This is a genomic window from Phenylobacterium sp. (assembly GCF_041916435.1).
Taxonomy (GTDB): Bacteria; Pseudomonadota; Alphaproteobacteria; order Caulobacterales; family Caulobacteraceae; genus Phenylobacterium.
This window is the reverse complement of record NZ_JAYRZM010000009.1, coordinates 1-15,264: the sequence shown is the minus strand read 5'-3', so window position 1 is coordinate 15,264 and position 15,264 is coordinate 1. Positions and strand designations below refer to the sequence as shown.

Sequence of the window (15,264 nt, the reverse complement as noted above, 5' to 3'; positions counted from 1 at the left end):
TAGGCGAGGCGGGGCGCGCGCACTAGAACTTGGCCATGGCCATCCAGCACACAGAGGCGGTCGACGCCCAGTCCCTGTCGAAATACGACGCCATCCTGGACGTGCGGAGTCCCGGCGAGTTCGACGAGGATCACATCCCGGGGGCCGAGAACCTGCCGGTGCTGGACAATGCCGAGCGCGCCGAAGTGGGAACCATATACGTCCAACAATCCCGTTTTCTCGCCCGCCGGATCGGCGCCGCCCATGTGGCCCGCAATATCGCCCGTCATCTTGAGACGGCCCTGACCGACCGGCCGGCCAGCTTTCGGCCCCTGATCTATTGCTGGCGCGGCGGGCAGCGGTCGAACGCCATGGCCACGATCCTGTCCCAGGTCGGCTGGCCCGTGACCCTGTTGACCGGCGGCTACAAGACCTATCGCCGCCGGGTGACGGCGCGGCTCTATGACGAGAGCCAGGACCTGAACCTGATCCTGCTGGATGGACACACCGGGGTCGCCAAGACCGAGATCCTTCACCGCTTGGCCGCTGCAGGTGTCCAGACCCTGGACCTGGAGGGTCTGGCGGCGCATCGCGGCTCGCTGTTCGGCGCCATCGCCGGTCAGGCCCAGCCCAGCCAGAAGCTGTTCGAAAGCCGCCTGCTCCAGGCCCTGGACCGGCTGGACCCCACCCGGCCCATCGTGGTCGAGGCGGAATCCAGCAAGATCGGCGACCGGATGACGCCGCCGCTTCTGTGGCGCGCCATGCAGGCTGCGCCCCGGATCGAGATCTCCGCCAGCCGTGAGGCCCGCGCGAGCTATCTGGTCAGAGACTATCGCGATGTGGTCGAGAACCCCGCCGAGATGGAGGCCGCCTTTGCGCGCCTGCCGACCTATCCCGGACGCAAGCGCCTGGACGACTGGCGGGCGCTGGCGGCGGAGGGGGCTTTTGAGGACCTGGCCGTCGCCCTGATGGAACTGCACTACGACCCGGCCTATGACCGGTCGTCGCGCAAGGACGAGCGGCCGCGCCTGGGCGCGCTGACCTTGCCCGACCTAAGTTCCGCCAGTCAGGATGCGGCGGTCGTGGAAATCCGACGCCTTGCGGGCGTCTAGAGACGTCACATGCTCACAGTTCTCGGCCGCCAGACCTCGATCAATGTGCGCAAGGTGCTGTGGACGGCCGCCGAGCTTGGTCTGGCCTATGAGTTGGACGAGCGTTGGGGGACCACGCGAGACCTGTCTGAACCGGAATTCCTGGCCCTGAACCCCAGCGCCCAGATGCCGGTGCTGAGCGACGGCGACGTGGTGCTGTTCGAATCCAACGCCGTCTGCCGCTACCTGGCGGGCCGCTATGGCGAGGGCGCGATCTGGCCCTTCGATCCCGCGGCCCGCGCCAAGATCGACCAGTGGATGGAATGGCAGTCCGCCACCCTGAACCCGGTGTGGAGCGACGCCTTCCTGGGCCTGGTGCGCCGCCCGGAGACCTATGTGGGACGCGAGGACGCCATCGCCGCCAGCGCCGAGCGCTGGAACAGGCTGATGTTGGTGCTGGAGCGCGAACTGTCTGGGCGGCCCTTTGCGGCGGGTGACAGCTTCACCCTGGCCGACATTGTTCTCGGTCTCAGCGTCCATCGTTGGCGTTCGACGCCGATCAGTCATCCGCCGGCGCCGAACCTTACGGCCTACATGGAGCGACTGCGGCACAGGCCAGCGTTTGACACTGTTTCCCCGCCAGACATGGCCTAGCCCCTCACCCCGACCCTCTTCCCGCCCGAGCGGGGAGAGGGAGGGCGCGTTCCCTCGCCCCCCTTGGGGGAGAGGGCTAGGGTGAGGGGACTACCCCTTCACGAAGGCCTCGAACCGGTCCTTCCAGTCAGGATGCCAGCGGGAGAGGGCCGGACGGTTCTCGACGATGTCGTGGGCGTTCCAGAGCACCCGCTTCTCGTCCAGCGCCCGCGGGGTCTCGTTGTCCTCGCACCAGATGTAGAACTCGCCCCGGGCGATCCCCTCCAGCAGGCGGTCCACCACCTGGTCCGGCGTACAGGCGCCCGGCGGCTGTTGCGGAACGCGGGCTGCGATCATGCCGGTATAGGTGAAGCCGGGGATGAGCAGGTGGGCGCTGACCTGACAGCCGGGGCGGTTGCGCAGGGTGTGGGCTAGGCCCTCGGTCAGGGCCTTCACCCCGGCCTTGGAGACATTGTAGGCGGTGTCGCCGGGCGGGCAGGTGACCCCTTGCTTGGAGCCGGTGTTGATGATCAGGCCGGGCGCGCCGCCCTCGGCCATGGCCGGGCCGAACACCTGGGTTCCATTCACGATCCCCATCAGGTTCACGCCCAGCACCCGCAACCAGCCGTCGGGGTTGGACAGGGCGTCGCCCCCGCCGCCGACACCGGCGTTATTCATCAGCACCGAGACCGCGCCGAGTTCGGCGGCCACGCGGTCCGCCAGGGCCTCCACCGAGCCGCGGTCCGAGACATCGACCCGCACCGCCAGGCCTGCATCGCCAAGTTCGGCGCCGGCCTTGTCCAGAGCGTCCGGATTGGCGTCGGCGATGCAGACCCTGAGGCCCAGGGCGGCGAAGCGCTTGGCGGCGGCCAGACCAATGCCGCTGGCGCCGCCGGTGATCACCGCGACATTTCCGGATGAGAGGGCGGGGTGGACGGTCATGGCGGTGCTCCTGGGAATCTGGATGGCATCATGCCACGGGCGCCGCTTGGGAGGCCAAGCCGCGCGCCATCTGCTAGACCTTGAGCATGGTGACCCCAGACAACCTCCGCCACCTGGCCCTGCTCCTGCCCGAAACCCAGGAGGGGGATGACCACGGCAAGCCGGCCTTCTTGGTCGGCAAGAAGATTTTCTGCACGCTCAGCGAGGAGGCCGCGGTCGTCAGATTGGCGGCGGAAGACCAGCATAACCTGCTGGAGGACGGCGTGATCGAGGCGATCCCGGGATACTGGGGCCGCAAAGGTTGGACCCGCGTGCATCTGCCGGCGGCTGACGAGGCGCGGGTGAAGACCCTGCCCCGTCTGGCTTGGGACGGCGTTGCGCCGAAGCGCATACCTCGACCCTGACAATTTCGCAGGGAAGGGTGGCTATCCGGCCGGCGAGGGGCTAGCCCTGCGCCGGGACAACAGGGGTGTGGCGCATGAGCGGCGAAGACGAGTTCGTCTATGACGAGGCGACCGGTGAATGGGTGGCGGCCAGCGAGCTCGCCGCGCGCGCCGGCCCGACCGAGGTCGAGGTCCGCGACTCCGTCGGCAACCTGCTGGCCGACGGCGACAGCGTGGTCCTGGTCAAGGACCTGAAGGTCAAGGGCGCCGGCCAGACCCTGAAGCGCGGCACGGTGATCCGTTCCATCCGGCTGACTGGCGATCCCCAGGAAATCGACTGCCGCTACGAGGGCATCAAGGGCCTCGTGCTGCGCGCCGAGTTCGTGAAGAAGAACTAGCGCGTGATAGCCGGAAGTGGTTGCCGGTTTCGGCGGCCATCACGCGCTCCATAAAAAAGCGCCTAGGCGGCCGGCCAGTCCTTCATGATGGTCGCCAGATCGAAGTACTCGCGCCAGGCGGTGATCTTGCCGTCACGCACCTGAAAGACGCCCGCGACCGGCAGCTCGACCCACTTGTCCGGCAGGCGGTGACGGTCCAGCCGCTCGGTGAACACCCAGTCGTCCTGGATGATGGCCTGCAGCACCTTCAGGTCGTTCTCGATGGTGGGGGCGAAGAAGGGCTCGAGCACGGCGCGCACGCCGGCGGGCCCCTTCACCCGGCTCATGGGCATGTTCACGTACTCGCAGTCGTCGCTGATGAAGGGCAGGGCGGTGTCCCAGTCCTTCTCGCCGGCGGCTTTGAGGAAGGCTGCGATGGTGGCCATCGGGCCAGTGACTTCAGTCATGTCGGCGTCCTTTCAGGCGGGGCGGCGCAGCAGGCCGCTGGCCTGCAGGGGCAGGATCCAGGAGGCCAGCAGCAGGGTGTTGCTGGCGGCGTTGAGGGCGAAGCCGGTGGAGACCGAGATCGCGCTGTCCACCAGCCACCACAGGGCAAGGCTGGCCGTGACAGGACGCCACAAGGCCGGGCCGAGGTCGGGGTGAGCGACGGCGGCGCGGACAATCGTCATCAGGGTGAGGCCCCAGCCGAAGGTCACGGCGCCCATCAGGCCAATGGCGAAGCGCAAGGTCTCGTCCAGCTGCGTCTGGCCGTGCATGAGAGCCAGGAGGGCCAGGGTCGGGCCTTCGAGCCCCGGAACGGCGGCGCAGGCGAGCACCCCGCCCAGGGCGGTGATCGCGAGGGTCACGACGAGGAGCCAGCGGCTCCAGAAGCTTGAAAGCATGCTATCGGTCCTCCAGCGAGCCGGCCGGCTCGAATCTTGTAGTGTTCACTACATATGCCCGGAGTGTAGCGCGCGCTACAAGTATCTGATGACCCCGCGTGACGACCGCCGCCTGGCGACCCTCGACGTGCTGGCAGACCATGTGCTGGCCAATGGCCTGGCCGGCTCCAGCCTGAAGGCCCTGGCCGCCTCGGCTGGCACCAGCGACCGGATGCTCGTCTACTATTTCGAGACCAAGGATGGGCTGCTGACGGCGGTCCTGACCCACATCGCAGACCGCATGATGGCCCGGATGGACGCGGCCCTGGCGCCGGGCGTGCGCCTGCCCTTCGGTCAGCTGCTGGTCGCCCTGCGACAGGGTCTGAGAGGCCCGGATCTTGCGCCCTTCATGAGCCTGTGGGTCGAGCTGGCGGCCGGCGCCACGCGGGGAGTCCAGCCGCATCTGGCGGTCAGCGGCGCCGTGGCCGTGGGCTTTCTGGCGTGGGTGGAAGGCCACCTCGAGCCGCCGCCTGGCCAGGACGGACGGGAGCTGGCCGCCCTGCTGCTGGCGGCGATCGACGGCATGATGCTGCTGGACGCCGTGGGGCTGGGCGAGGCCTGCGACGCGGCCACCGCGGCAGGCGCGAAGCTCGCCTAGGCCGAATCAGATTGGCCGACAGTCTCGATGCGCGCGGACTGGTGGACACTGACGCCGATTTTCAGGCGGTTGCGCCAGGGCCCAAACCCCATTCGTCCATGTTGATGCTGAACCGGTTGGGAATTCCGCCTATTGTGACCCTTGAAACCGCGTGGGCTTTCATGCATACACCCCCGCTCACGTCGGCGGCCCCGTGCGGCCGCCGCTCCCATTTACACGCCTGAGAGATTCTCCCGTGGCCGTTCCTAAGCGCAAAGTTTCCCCGTCGCGTCGCAACATGCGTCGTTCGCACCACGCCCTCGGCGCCAATTCCTTTGTCGAGGACAAGGAAACCGGCGAGCTGAAGCGCCCGCACCACATCGACCTGAAGACCGGCATGTATAAGGGCCGCCAGGTCATCACCCCGAAGGAAGACTAGTCGTCTTTCTCTGGCCGCTGCGCGCGGCCGGGTGAGTATGAGCTTTGAAGCCACCCGCTCCGGACCTCCGGGGCGGGTGGCTTTGCGTTTGTAGCCCTACTGGCTGCGGCCCCGGGCCAGCACGCCCTGGCGGCGGGCCTCGACGCCCTCGGGCGTGACATGGGCGTTGTGGGCGCGGCTGACGCTCTGCTCCAGCTCAAGGCCCTCGCGCAGGGTGGTCTCGTAGCCGTCGTCGATCATGGCCTTGTAGGTGATGAGCATGTCGGTCTCGACCTGGGCCATGTCGGCGGCCAGCTTCAGGGCGGTGGGCAGCAGCTGGTCGGGTTCGACCACGCGGTTGGCCAGACCCCAGTCATAGGCGGTCTGGGCGTCCAGGAAGTTGCCGCTCAGGGACAGCTCCTTGGCGCGATAGGGGCCGATGGTCCGCGACAGCTTCTGGGATAGGCCCCAGCCCGGCGTGATGCCCACGCGGGCGTGGGTGTCGGCGAACCGGGCGCGGGTCGAGCAGATCAGCACGTCGCAGGCCAGCGCCAGCTCGAAGCCGCCGGTGATGGCCACACCGTTGATCGCCCCGATCACCGGCTTCTTGCAGGCGATCACGGCCCAGGCCGGGCTGTCCGAGGGCTCCGTGGAGTTCGCGGCCTTCAGGCCCTCCGGATCGCTGCCCAGTTCCTTCAGGTCGAGGCCAGCGGTGAAGGCGCGGTCGCCGGCGCCGGTGAGCACGATCACCTTGACCTCGGGGTTGGCGTCCAGGGCGGCCAGGGCCTTGGGCAGCTCGGCGCGCAGGGCCCGCGAGAGGGCGTTCATGGCCTCAGGCCGGTTGAGGGTGACGAGGGCGACCCCGTCCTTGATGTCCACGAGCAGCATGATTTCCTCCCTGATGTGCGGCGATCCAGCGCCCCGAGCCGTGACGGAAGTCAAGGCGGGACAGGCGGTTGCGATTGCTTGGGGGCTCGAAGCTTTGTATGGGCTGCGCACCGAAAATTGATGAGCCGCCGGAGGCCACCGTGACCGAGATCGTCGACATCACCGCCCGTGAGATCCTGGACAGCCGGGGCAACCCGACGGTCGAGGTGGACGTGGTTCTGGAAGACGGCTCCATGGGCCGCGCGGCGGTGCCGTCGGGTGCTTCGACCGGCGCCCACGAGGCGGTGGAAAAGCGCGACGGCGACAAGTCCCGTTACCTTGGCAAGGGCGTGCTGCAGGCGGTCGAAGCCGTCAACGGCGAGATCTATGACGCCCTGTCGGGATTTGAGGCCGAGGACCAGCGCCGGATCGACCAGGTGCTGATCGAGCTGGACGGCACGCCGAACAAGTCGCGGCTGGGCGCTAATGCGATCCTGGGCGTCAGCCTGGCGGTGGCCAAGGCCGCGGCGGGCAGCGCCAACCTGCCGCTCTACAAGTACGTCGGCGGCGTCGGCGCCCGCGTGCTGCCGGTGCCGATGATGAACATCATCAATGGCGGCGCCCACGCCGACAATCCGATCGACATCCAGGAATTCATGATCCTGCCGACCGGCGCGGCCACCTTCGCTGAAGGCCTGCGCATGGGCGCCGAGATCTTCCACGGCCTGAAGGCCGCCCTGAAGGCCGCCGGCCACAACACCAATGTTGGCGACGAAGGCGGCTTCGCCCCCAACATCGCCACGGCCGAAGACGCCCTGGCTTTCATCGTGAAGGCCGGTGAAGCGGCGGGCTACAAGGCCGGCGACGACTTCCAGCTCGGCCTGGACGTGGCCTCCACCGAGTTCTTCAAGGGCGGCAAGTACGTCATGGACGGGGAGGGCAAGACCCTCGAGCCCGGCGCCATGGTCGACTATCTGGCTGGCTTGGTCGCCAAGTTCCCCATCGTCACCATCGAGGACGGCTGCGCCGAGGACGACTTCGAAGGCTGGAAGATCCTGACCGATAAGCTGGGCGGCAAGGTCCAGCTGGTCGGCGACGACCTGTTCGTCACCAACCCGGCGCGCCTGTCCGTCGGCATCGACAAGGGCCTGGCCAACTCAATCCTGGTGAAGGTCAACCAGATCGGCACCCTGTCCGAGACCATGGATGCGGTCGATATGGCCCATCGCGCCGGCTACACCGCCGTGATGAGCCACCGCTCGGGCGAGACCGAGGACTCCACCATCGCCGACCTGGCCGTCGCCACCAACTGCGGTCAGATCAAGACCGGCTCGCTGGCCCGTTCGGACCGGACCGCCAAGTACAACCAGCTGCTGCGCATCGAGGAAGAGCTGGGCGACCAGGCCATCTATCTCGGCCGCAAGGCCCTGAAGCGCCTCTAGGGCGGCTGTAAACCAAAGTTAAGCATATCGGGCGAGACTGGCGCTCTCGAAATCCAAAGTGATTCCAGCGCCGTGCTCGCCCGAATTCGCCCCTACCTGCCGACCGCGGCCCTGGCGTTCCTGATCTTCTATTTCTCTTTCCACGCCCTGACCGGCGAGCGCGGCCTCTTGTCCTCGAACCAGCGCGACGCCACCTTGGCGGCGAAGATGCAGGAACTCGACAAGCTGCGTGTCCAGAGACAAGACCTTGAGGCTCGCGCGCGGCTGTTGCGCGATTCCAGCCTTTCAGCGGACCTTCTGGAGGAGCGAGCGCGTTCCCTGCTAGGTTTCGCCGATCCCAGGGATTATGTGATCCGGACGAAGCCCTAGGATTGGATTCGTATTCCCCTACGGACACCTCCTTGGGGAGAACCTTGGTTTTGACGCGGAGACGAGACCGCGGTGGCGCATTCCACGGAGAAACGCATGGCGCGTGGGCAATCCGGCTCGGCTGTGAAGCGGAAGAAGAATGACACCGGTGTCAATGGTGGGGTAGAAGGCGGCATGGACAAGGACACCCTGCTTTCCTTCTATCGCGACATGCTGATGATCCGCCGCTTCGAGGAGCGCTCCGGCCAGCTGTACGGCATGGGCCTGATTGGCGGCTTCTGCCACCTCTATATCGGCCAAGAGGCCATCGCCGTCGGCGTCCAGGCCATCAAGACGCCGGGCGACCAGGTGATCACCGGCTATCGCGACCACGGCCACATGCTGGCCTGCGGCATGGACCCCAAGGAAGTCATGGCCGAGCTGACCGGCCGGGCCGGCGGTTCGTCCAAGGGCAAGGGCGGGTCGATGCACATGTTCTCGACGGCGGCGGACTTCTACGGCGGCCACGGGATCGTGGGCGCCCAGGTCAGCCTCGGCACCGGCCTGGCGCTGGCCAACAAGTACCGGGCTAACGGCAAGGTCGCCTTCGCCTATTTCGGCGACGGCGCGGCCAACCAGGGCCAGGTCTATGAGAGCTTCAACATGGCCGAGCTCTGGTCGCTGCCGATCGTCTATGTGATCGAGAACAACCAGTACGCCATGGGCACCTCCATCGAGCGCGCCTCGTCGGAGACCCACCTCTACAAGCGCGGCCAGTCCTTCAGGATCCCCGGCGAAGAGGTTGACGGCATGGACGTGCTGGCCGTCCGCGACGCTGCGGCCCGCGCCGCCGAGCATGCGCGCTCCGGCCAGGGCCCCTACATCCTGGAAATGAAGACCTACCGCTATCGTGGCCACTCCATGAGCGACCCGGCGAAGTACCGGACGCGGGAGGAGGTCGACGAGGTCCGCAAGACCCGTGACCCCATCGACCACCTGCAGGAGCTGCTGGAGAAGAACGGTTGGGCCGACGAGGCCGCGCTGAAGGCCATCGACGCCGAGGTGAAGCGCATTGTCGCCGACGCCGCCGAGTTCGCCCGCACCTCCCCGGAGCCCGAACCGTCCGAACTCTACACCGACGTCTATCTGGAGGCCGCCCAGTGACCGACGTCCTGATGCCCGCCCTGTCGCCCACCATGGAAGAGGGCACCCTGGCCAAATGGCACGTGAAGAAGGGCGACACTGTGCGCAGCGGCGACGTGATCGCCGAGATCGAGACCGACAAGGCGACCATGGAGGTCGAAGCCGTCGATGAGGGCGTGATCGAGGAAATCCTGGTTCCGGAAGGGACCGAGGAGGTGAAGGTCAATACGCCCATCGCCCGCCTGTCCGGCGGCAGCGCTACGGCCTCGCCGCCGCCTCCGCCCACCTCTTCCGGCGAGCCTGAGAAGCAGCCGCCCGAAGCCGCCCAGCCGCAGCCCGAAGGCGAGGCGGCGACGCCGGTCCCGGCCAAGACTGAGCTGCGCGATCCGGAACTTCCGGCCGACGCCAAGATGGTCAAGATCACCATCCGCGACGCCCTGCGCGACGCCATGGCCGAGGAGATGCGTCGCGACGACGCGGTGTTCCTGATGGGCGAGGAAGTCGCCCAGTACCAGGGCGCCTACAAGGTCAGCCGCGACCTGCTGCAGGAGTTTGGCGACCGCCGGGTGATCGACACCCCGATCACCGAGCACGGGTTCGCGGGCCTGGGCGTCGGCGCGGCCATGGCCGGCCTGAAGCCCATCGTGGAGTTCATGACCTGGAACTTCGCGATGCAGGCCATCGACCACATCATCAACTCGGCCGCTAAGACGCTCTACATGTCCGGCGGTCAGATCAAGGCGTCCATCGTGTTCCGTGGCCCGAACGGCGCCGCGGCGCGGGTCGGGGCGCAGCACAGCCAGGACTATTCGGCCTGGTACGCTCAGGTTCCCGGCCTGAAGGTCGTGGCGCCCTATGACGCCGCCGACGCCAAGGGCCTGCTGAAGGCTGCGATCCGTGATCCGAACCCCGTCGTCTTCCTCGAGCACGAGATGATGTACGGCCAGGAGTTCGAGATTCCGGAAGGGGTCGACTGGGTCGTGCCGATCGGCAAGGCCCGCGTCCGTCGCGAAGGGACCGACGTCACCATCACCGCCCACTCGCGCATGGTGGGCCTGGCCCTGCAGGCGGCTGAGGAGCTGGCTGGCGCAGGCATCGAGGCCGAGGTCATCGACCTGCGCACCCTGCGCCCGCTCGACCACGAGACCATCGTCGAGAGCGTGAAGAAGACCAACCGGCTGGTGACGGTCGAGGAGGGCTGGGGTCCGATGGGCGTCGGCGCCGAAGTCATCGCGCGGGTTCTTGAGCACGCCTTCGACTATCTGGACGCCCCGCCCGCGCGGGTCTGCCAGGAGGATGTGCCGCTGCCCTACGCCGCGAACCTCGAAGCCCTCTCCCTGCCGTCAGTCGACAAGATCGTGAAGGCGGCCAAGGCCGTGGCCTACAAGTGAGCGAGGACGGCTTCACCTGGCACGCCGGGGGCTGCCATTGCGGCGGTGTCCGGTTCGAGGTGGCCCTGCCGGAGGTCGCGCCTGCGCAGACCTGCAACTGCTCCATGTGCGCCAAGACCGGCTTCATCCACCTGATCGTGCCGGAGAGCCGCTTCCGCCTGACCAAGGGCGCGGAGCGGCTGGTTGAGTACACCTTCAACACCCGGGTGGCGAAGCACCTGTTCTGCGCCGAGTGCGGGATCAAGGGCTTCTACCGGCCCCGGTCGAACCCGGATGGCTGGTCGGTCAACGCCCGTTGCCTGGACGAGGCGGTGAAGCTCGATCTGACCGCCTTCGACGGCCAGAACTGGGAAGCCAACGCCGACCAGCTCGCCCACCTGTCCCTGGAGCCGTCGTGAGCCGGCTGCCAGCCCAAATCATCCCCCGCGCGTGAGGCGCCGAGATGCCCATTGATATTCTGATGCCCGCCCTGTCGCCCACCATGGAGGAGGGCACGCTTGCGAAGTGGCATGTGAAGCCTGGCGACAAGGTTCGCTCGGGCGACGTGATCGCCGAGATCGAGACGGACAAGGCCACCATGGAGGTGGAGGCCGTCGACGAGGGCGTGGTCGAACTGGTCCTGGTGCCGGAAGGCACGGAGGGCGTGAAGGTCAACACCCCGATCGCGCGGCTGAGCGGGGAGGGGGAGGCTGCTGCGCCTGGGCCCGCCGCCACCCCGGCCAAGGCCGAGCAGCCTGCGCCGGCCAAGGTCGAGGCGCCAGCGCCCGTCGTGGCGCCTGCCGCCCCGGTGGCGAAGTCCGGCGACCGTGTGTTCGCCTCGCCCCTGGCGCGACGGATCGCGGTGCAGAAGAACCTCGACCTGTCGACCATTCAGGGCTCGGGGCCGCATGGGCGGATCATCAAGCGTGACGTGGACGCCGCCCAGCCGGGCGCAGCACGCCCTGCGGCGGCCCCGGCCGCCAAGGGCGCGGCGCCCGCACCGGTCAGCCGTCCGGTCCAGTCCCTGGCCCAGATGGGCATTCCGGACGGGACCTACGACCTGATCCCGCTGGACGGTATGAAGAAGACCGTCGCCCGGCGGATGAGCGACAGCTTCCGCGACGTGCCGCACTTCCCCCTGACCATCGACCTGGAAATCGACGCCCTGCTGGCCGGCCGGGCCAAGATCAACGCCATGCTGGAGAAGCGGGGCGTGAAGGTCAGCGTCAACGACCTGGTGATTAAGGCTGCGGCCATCGCGCTCAAGCAGGTGCCGGAGGCCAACGCGTCCTATTCGCCGGAAGGCATCGCCATGCACCACCATGCGGACATCGCCATGGCGGTGGCCATCGAGGGCGGGCTGATCACCCCGATTATCCGCTCGGCGGAGACCAAGGGCCTGGCCCAGATCGCGCTGGAGGCCAAGGACCTGGCCGAACGGGCCCGCAGCCGCAAGCTGAAGCCCGACGAGTTCCAGGGCGGGACGTTCTCGATCTCGAACCTCGGCATGTTCGGCATCAAGGCCTTCGCCTCGATCATCAACGAGCCGCAGGGCTGCATCCTGTCGGTGGGCGCGGGCGAGCAACGGCCCGTGGTCAGAGGCGGCCAGCTGGCCGTGGCCACGGTGATGACCGTCACCCTGACCTGCGATCACCGTGTTGTGGACGGCGCGGTCGGGGCCCGCTGGCTGCAGGCGTTCAAGACGCTGATCGAAGACCCCATCACGATGATCGCCTGAGGAGCCGAAGATGGATTTCGACGTCATCATCATCGGCTCGGGCCCTGGCGGCTATGTGACCGCCATCCGCGCCAGCCAACTCGGCATGAAGGTCGCCATCGTTGAGCGCGAGAACCTCGGCGGGATCTGCCTGAACTGGGGCTGCATCCCGACCAAGGCCCTGCTCAAGTCCGGCGAGGTCTACGAACAACTCGGCCACTTGGGCGACTATGGCCTGAAGGTCGAGAAGGCGAGCTTCGACTTCGCCGGCGTGGTGCAGCGGTCGCGCAAGGTCGCGGCCCAGCTGAATTCTGGCGTCGGCTTCCTGATGAAGAAGCACAAGATCGAGGTCATCGAAGGGACGGCGAAGCTGGAGAAGGGCTCGCCGGCGCCCAAGGTCGTGATGGCCCTGAAAGCCGGCGGCTCGCGCACGGTGCAGGCCAAGCACGTGATCCTGGCGACGGGCGCCCGCGCCCGCACCATCCCCGCCATCGGCCTGGAGCCGGACGGCGAGCGGGTCTGGACATACCGCGAGGCCCTGACCCCCAAGGCCTGCCCCAAGTCGCTGATCGTCATCGGCTCTGGCGCCATCGGCATCGAGTTCGCCAGCTTCTACCGGGCGCTCGGCGCCGACGTGACGGTGATCGAGGCCCTGCCGCGCATCTTGCCGGTGGAGGACGAAGAGGTCTCCAAGGCCGCCCAGAAGGCCTATGAGAAGCGCGGCCTGAAGTTCCGCGCGGGCGCCAGCGTCAAGAAGCTGTCCAAGCTGAAGGCCGGCGTCTCCGTCGAGATCGAGGTCGCGGGCAAGGCCGAGAGCCTGGACGCCGAGGTGGCGATCGTGGCGGTCGGGATCGTGGGCAATGTCGAGAACCTGGGGCTCGAAGCCCTGGGCGTGAAGATTGACCGCACCCACGTGGTGACCGACGGCCATGGCGCGACCGGCGTGCCCGGCCTCTACGCCATCGGTGACGTGGCCGGCGCGCCCTGGCTGGCGCACAAGGCGAGCCACGAGGGCGTGCACTGCATCGAGCACATCGCCGGCGTCCCGTCGTCCAACCTGAATTCTCCGATCCCGGGCTGCACCTATTCGACGCCGCAGATCGCGTCGGTGGGCCTGACCGAGGCCGCCGCCAAGGAGAAGGGTATCGCCGTCAAGGTCGGCCGCTTCCCGTTCCGGGTGAACGGCAAGGCCATTGCGGCGGGCGAGACCGAGGGCTTCGTCAAGACGGTGTTCGACGCCAAGACCGGCGCCCTGATCGGGGCGCACATGGTCGGCGCCGAGGTCACGGAGATGATCCAGGGGTTCACCGTGGCCATCACCCTGGAGGCCACCGAAGCCGAGCTGCACGCCACGGTCTTCCCGCACCCGACCATGAGTGAGGCCATGCACGAGGCTTCGCTGGACGCGTTCGGCCTCGTACTTCACGTCTGACGGCGTACGCCGCCCGCCGAACTAGGCGGCGCGGCGGCTGTCGGCCTCGACCGTGCGTTGGATGGCGACATAGTCGGTCTTGCCAGTGCCCAGCACCGGGATCTCGGCCACCTTGATGATCTTGCGCGGCACGGCCAGTTCCGGCGCGCCGATCGACTGGGCGTAGGCGACCAGCGGGCTGGCGTCAGCGTCGATACGGTCGGTGACCAGGATCAGGCGCTCACCCTTCTTCGGATCCGGCATGGCGATCACCGCATGGCGGTTGTCGGGCCAGACGGCCGAGGCCAGGTCTTCGGCGGCGGTGAGCGACACCATCTCGCCGCCCACCTTGGCGAAGCGCTTCACCCGGCCGAGGATCTTGATCCAGTGATCCTTGGTGACGTCGACGACGTCGCCGGTGTCGTGCCAGCCGTCGGTCGGGGCCTCCACCGAGCCATCCGGATTGAGGTAGCCAGCCATGACGTTCGGCCCGCGCACATAGAGCCGGCCGCCGTCGGGAATGCCTTCCACCGAATCCAGGCGGGTCTCCATGCCGGGCAGCAGGCCGCCGACGGTGCCGCGACGGTTGTCGGTGGGCTTGTTGACCGCGATCACGGGGGCGGCTTCGGTCGCGCCATAGCCTTCCAGGACCGGCACGCCGCCGAACTTGTCGTTGATCAGGGTGTGGGTCTCTTCCCGAACCTTTTCAGCGCCGCAGACGATGAACTTCAGGCCGGACATCTCGTCCTTCTCGGCCACCCGGGCGTACTGGTTCACGAAGGTGTCGGTGGCCAGCAGGATGGACGCTTTCGAGTCCTTCAGCAGCGGCGGGATCATCTTCACGTGCAGCGGCGAGGGATACTCGAAGGCCTTCATGCCAGTCAGGATCGGCAGCAGCACGCCGCCGGTCAGGCCGAAGCAGTGGAAGGTCGGCAGTGGGTTGAACATCACCCAGTCGGGATCGAGGTCGATGTGGGCCGCGATCTGGTTGACGTTGGCGACCAGGTTCTCCTGGGTCAGCACCACTCCCTTGGGCACGCCGAAGCTGCCGGAGGTAAAGAGAATCACCCCGGGATCGCTGGGCTTGGTCGCCGTGACGAACGGTCCGGGCATGGCGGCGGCGGCGGCGGCGAACACCTTGTCGGACAAGCCGACCTTCTCGCGGACGTCCTCAAGATAGACGACCTTGGAGATGCTCTCGAGAGCGTCGACCAGGTCGTGCAGCTGGCCCTGCTCGATGAACTTGTTGGCGGTGAGCACGTGCTTCACCCCGGCCAGTTCGCAGGCGCCCTTCAGGTTCCGGATGCCCGCCGTGAAGTTCAGCATGGTCGGCACACGGCCGAAGGCGTGCAGGGCGAAGAAGGTCACCACCGCGCCGGCGCTGGCCGGCAGCATGACGCCCACCCGTTCGCCCCGCTTGGTGAAGGCCGCGATCTTGCGGCCGAGTGCGAACGCGGCCCGGACCAGATCGGTGTAGCTTAAGGGATTGCGGTCCTGGTCTTCGAGGATCGGCTTCTTGGCGCCGTACTTGGCGCGGGCGTCGAGCAGGGCCTGAAAGACCGTCTTCTCGTTTTCACGCGGATCATATTGACGCGACAAGGGCGAAAACCTCCCCGACTGTTTCG

18 protein-coding genes are annotated in these 15,264 nt (G+C 67.5%); 13 read left to right on the top strand and 5 right to left on the bottom strand.

From position 1 onward, the window contains the following. Positions 1-35 precede the first annotated feature (35 nt). Both mnmH and ACE3TA_RS21520 read left to right on the top strand, forming a co-directional pair. Positions 36-1,091 (top strand): tRNA 2-selenouridine(34) synthase MnmH, encoded by a 1,056-nt coding sequence (gene mnmH, locus ACE3TA_RS21525; RefSeq protein ID WP_374576386.1) that lies wholly within the window; start codon positions 36-38, stop codon positions 1,089-1,091. A 9-nt stretch (positions 1,092-1,100) separates the two neighbouring features. Then, positions 1,101-1,724 (top strand): glutathione S-transferase family protein, encoded by a 624-nt coding sequence (locus tag ACE3TA_RS21520; protein ID WP_374576385.1) that lies wholly within the window; start codon positions 1,101-1,103, stop codon positions 1,722-1,724. Positions 1,725-1,814: 90 nt separating this feature from the next. Here ACE3TA_RS21520 and ACE3TA_RS21515 read toward each other — a convergent pair whose 3' ends face one another. Beyond that, positions 1,815-2,645, bottom strand: coding sequence for an SDR family NAD(P)-dependent oxidoreductase (locus tag ACE3TA_RS21515; RefSeq protein ID WP_374576384.1), 831 nt, complete (start codon positions 2,643-2,645; stop codon positions 1,815-1,817). An 86-nt stretch (positions 2,646-2,731) separates the two neighbouring features. Here ACE3TA_RS21515 and ACE3TA_RS21510 point away from each other — a divergent pair, with 86 nt between their 5' ends. Both ACE3TA_RS21510 and ACE3TA_RS21505 read left to right on the top strand, forming a co-directional pair. Then, complete coding sequence (locus tag ACE3TA_RS21510) at positions 2,732-3,049, top strand: MmcQ/YjbR family DNA-binding protein (RefSeq protein ID WP_374576409.1); 318 nt, start codon at positions 2,732-2,734, stop codon at positions 3,047-3,049. 122 nt (positions 3,050-3,171) lie between these two features. Beyond that, complete coding sequence (locus ACE3TA_RS21505) at positions 3,172-3,426, top strand: alkylphosphonate utilization protein (RefSeq protein WP_374576408.1); 255 nt, start codon at positions 3,172-3,174, stop codon at positions 3,424-3,426. Positions 3,427-3,488: 62 nt separating this feature from the next. On the opposite strand, the gene ACE3TA_RS21500 is transcribed toward ACE3TA_RS21505, so the two are convergent. Continuing rightward, positions 3,489-3,872: a limonene-1,2-epoxide hydrolase family protein gene (locus ACE3TA_RS21500; RefSeq protein WP_374576383.1), complete on the bottom strand. Its 384-nt coding sequence runs from the start codon at positions 3,870-3,872 to the stop codon at positions 3,489-3,491. A gap of 12 nt (positions 3,873-3,884) precedes the next feature. Beyond that, positions 3,885-4,307: a hypothetical protein gene (locus ACE3TA_RS21495; RefSeq protein WP_374576382.1), complete on the bottom strand. Its 423-nt coding sequence runs from the start codon at positions 4,305-4,307 to the stop codon at positions 3,885-3,887. An 88-nt stretch (positions 4,308-4,395) separates the two neighbouring features. Here ACE3TA_RS21495 and ACE3TA_RS21490 point away from each other — a divergent pair, with 88 nt between their 5' ends. Both ACE3TA_RS21490 and rpmF read left to right on the top strand, forming a co-directional pair. Beyond that, positions 4,396-4,944 (top strand): TetR family transcriptional regulator, encoded by a 549-nt coding sequence (locus ACE3TA_RS21490; protein ID WP_374576381.1) that lies wholly within the window; start codon positions 4,396-4,398, stop codon positions 4,942-4,944. A gap of 235 nt (positions 4,945-5,179) precedes the next feature. Then, on the top strand, positions 5,180-5,362 hold the full coding sequence (gene rpmF, locus ACE3TA_RS21485; protein ID WP_254833223.1) for a 50S ribosomal protein L32: 183 nt from the start codon (positions 5,180-5,182) through the stop codon (positions 5,360-5,362). Between the two features lie 96 nt (positions 5,363-5,458). On the opposite strand, the gene ACE3TA_RS21480 is transcribed toward rpmF, so the two are convergent. Beyond that, positions 5,459-6,229, bottom strand: coding sequence for an enoyl-CoA hydratase (locus ACE3TA_RS21480; protein ID WP_374576380.1), 771 nt, complete (start codon positions 6,227-6,229; stop codon positions 5,459-5,461). Positions 6,230-6,369: 140 nt separating this feature from the next. Between ACE3TA_RS21480 and eno the strand changes: the two genes are divergently transcribed. The 7 genes from eno to lpdA all read left to right on the top strand — a co-directional run bounded on the left by eno (position 6,370) and on the right by lpdA (position 13,660). Continuing rightward, complete coding sequence (eno, locus tag ACE3TA_RS21475; RefSeq protein WP_374346691.1) at positions 6,370-7,650, top strand: phosphopyruvate hydratase; 1,281 nt, start codon at positions 6,370-6,372, stop codon at positions 7,648-7,650. 72 nt (positions 7,651-7,722) lie between these two features. After that, entirely contained in the window at positions 7,723-8,019 is a 297-nt protein-coding gene (locus ACE3TA_RS21470; RefSeq protein WP_374346690.1) for a septum formation initiator family protein, read from the top strand. A 96-nt stretch (positions 8,020-8,115) separates the two neighbouring features. Next, positions 8,116-9,162: a pyruvate dehydrogenase (acetyl-transferring) E1 component subunit alpha gene (pdhA, locus tag ACE3TA_RS21465; RefSeq protein WP_374346689.1), complete on the top strand. Its 1,047-nt coding sequence runs from the start codon at positions 8,116-8,118 to the stop codon at positions 9,160-9,162. Then, positions 9,159-10,532: a pyruvate dehydrogenase complex E1 component subunit beta gene (locus ACE3TA_RS21460; RefSeq protein WP_374576379.1), complete on the top strand. Its 1,374-nt coding sequence runs from the start codon at positions 9,159-9,161 to the stop codon at positions 10,530-10,532. Before pdhA ends, ACE3TA_RS21460 begins: the two co-directional genes overlap by 4 nt. After that, on the top strand, positions 10,529-10,930 hold the full coding sequence (locus ACE3TA_RS21455) for a GFA family protein (protein ID WP_374576378.1): 402 nt from the start codon (positions 10,529-10,531) through the stop codon (positions 10,928-10,930). The genes ACE3TA_RS21460 and ACE3TA_RS21455 overlap by 4 nt, the downstream gene beginning before the upstream one ends. Before the next feature lie 44 nt (positions 10,931-10,974). Beyond that, the gene (locus ACE3TA_RS21450; RefSeq protein WP_374576377.1) at positions 10,975-12,249 is read left to right on the top strand and encodes a pyruvate dehydrogenase complex dihydrolipoamide acetyltransferase; all 1,275 of its coding nucleotides are present in this window, start codon (positions 10,975-10,977) and stop codon (positions 12,247-12,249) included. Between the two features lie 10 nt (positions 12,250-12,259). Next, positions 12,260-13,660 (top strand): dihydrolipoyl dehydrogenase, encoded by a 1,401-nt coding sequence (lpdA, locus tag ACE3TA_RS21445; RefSeq protein WP_374576376.1) that lies wholly within the window; start codon positions 12,260-12,262, stop codon positions 13,658-13,660. Between the two features lie 21 nt (positions 13,661-13,681). Here lpdA and ACE3TA_RS21440 read toward each other — a convergent pair whose 3' ends face one another. Continuing rightward, positions 13,682-15,238, bottom strand: coding sequence for an AMP-binding protein (locus tag ACE3TA_RS21440; protein ID WP_374576375.1), 1,557 nt, complete (start codon positions 15,236-15,238; stop codon positions 13,682-13,684). Positions 15,239-15,264 lie beyond the last annotated feature (26 nt).

Coding starts and splice junctions, on each gene's coding strand:
- mnmH (WP_374576386.1), top strand. CDS start 36: ATGGCCATCCAGCACACAGAGGCGGTCGACGCCCAGTCCCTGTCGAAA.
- ACE3TA_RS21520 (WP_374576385.1), top strand. CDS start 1,101: ATGCTCACAGTTCTCGGCCGCCAGACCTCGATCAATGTGCGCAAGGTG.
- ACE3TA_RS21515 (WP_374576384.1), bottom strand. CDS start 2,645: ATGACCGTCCACCCCGCCCTCTCATCCGGAAATGTCGCGGTGATCACC.
- ACE3TA_RS21510 (WP_374576409.1), top strand. CDS start 2,732: ATGGTGACCCCAGACAACCTCCGCCACCTGGCCCTGCTCCTGCCCGAA.
- ACE3TA_RS21500 (WP_374576383.1), bottom strand. CDS start 3,872: ATGACTGAAGTCACTGGCCCGATGGCCACCATCGCAGCCTTCCTCAAA.
- ACE3TA_RS21495 (WP_374576382.1), bottom strand. CDS start 4,307: ATGCTTTCAAGCTTCTGGAGCCGCTGGCTCCTCGTCGTGACCCTCGCG.
- ACE3TA_RS21490 (WP_374576381.1), top strand. CDS start 4,396: ATGACCCCGCGTGACGACCGCCGCCTGGCGACCCTCGACGTGCTGGCA.
- ACE3TA_RS21480 (WP_374576380.1), bottom strand. CDS start 6,229: ATGCTGCTCGTGGACATCAAGGACGGGGTCGCCCTCGTCACCCTCAAC.
- pdhA (WP_374346689.1), top strand. CDS start 8,116: ATGGCGCGTGGGCAATCCGGCTCGGCTGTGAAGCGGAAGAAGAATGAC.
- ACE3TA_RS21450 (WP_374576377.1), top strand. CDS start 10,975: ATGCCCATTGATATTCTGATGCCCGCCCTGTCGCCCACCATGGAGGAG.
- lpdA (WP_374576376.1), top strand. CDS start 12,260: ATGGATTTCGACGTCATCATCATCGGCTCGGGCCCTGGCGGCTATGTG.